Origin of the sequence: Geminicoccus flavidas (assembly GCF_009806515.1) — a bacterium.
Lineage (GTDB): Bacteria > Pseudomonadota > Alphaproteobacteria > Geminicoccales > Geminicoccaceae > Geminicoccus > Geminicoccus flavidus.
The window spans coordinates 1-1044 of record NZ_WUJP01001077.1 but is presented as its reverse complement, the minus strand read 5'-3'; the positions used below and the strand labels follow the sequence as shown (position 1 = coordinate 1044).

Annotated in this window: 1 protein-coding gene; it reads left to right on the top strand. The window is 71.4% G+C overall.

Annotation, left to right across the window (positions count from 1 at the left end):
• A partial coding sequence (locus EQG76_RS30670; protein WP_235031646.1) for a condensation domain-containing protein occupies positions 1–958 on the top strand: 958 nt, incomplete at its 5' end.
• Positions 959–1044: the final 86 nt, after the last annotated feature.

Sequence of the window (1044 nt, the reverse complement as noted above, 5' to 3'; positions counted from 1 at the left end):
CCTGGACGGTCAGGACGACGAGGCGGCCCTGCTGGCGATCCGCGAGGAACTGTCCCACCGCCTGCCGGACCCGGCCGTCTGGCCGCTGTTCGACATCCGCGCCACTCATCACCAGGGCGGCCGCCGCCTCCATATCGGCCTGGACCTGCTGGTGCTAGATGCCGCCAGCATCTTCCAGCTCCGCGAGGAATGGGGCCGCCTCTACGAGAACCCGGCGATCCCGCTCCCGCCGATCGGCCTGAGCTTCCGCGACTTCGTGATGGAGAATATCGCCTGGCGGCAGAGCGAGGTCTGGCAGCGCAGCGCCCGCTACTGGCAGGAGCGCCTGCCGACCCTGCCGGGCGCACCCGACCTGCCGCTCGCCCGGCAGCCCCGACAGATCGACCGCCCGCGCTTCGTCCGCCACCTGGCGACCCTGCCGGCCGGGCAGTGGTCTGCGCTGCAGGAAGCCGCCCAGGCGAGGGGACTTACCCCGTCCGCCCTGCTCGCTGCTAGCTATGGCGACATCCTGGCCGCCTTCAGCCGCACCGAGCGCTTCTGCCTGACGCTGACCTCCTTCAACCGCCCGCCGCTCCACCCCGACATGGCGGCCCTGATCGGCGACTTCACCTCGACGATCCTGCTGGAGGTGGACACCACGCCCGCCAGCTTCGCCGAGCGCGCCGCCACCCTGCAGAAGCGTCTGGCGGAGGACCTGGACCATGCCGAGGTGGGCGGGGTCCATGTGCTGCGCGAGCTGGCACCTGGACCATGCCGAGGTGGGCGGGGTCCATGTGCTGCGCGAGCTGGCGCGTACCCGCGGTGCCGCTGCCGCCTCGATCCCGGTCGTGTTCACCAGCGCGCTGGGCTTCCGCGCGCCGGCCAGCGAGCGGTCGAGCTGGGACCGCATCAGCGACATGGTGCACAGCGTCGCCCAGACCCCGCAGGTCTGGATCGACCACCAGGCCTCCGAGCATGACGGCGGGCTCCTCTACACCTGGGACGTGGTGGAAGCCCTGTTCCCCGCTGGTGTGGTGGGTTCGATGTTCGCGGCCTATGGCCGGC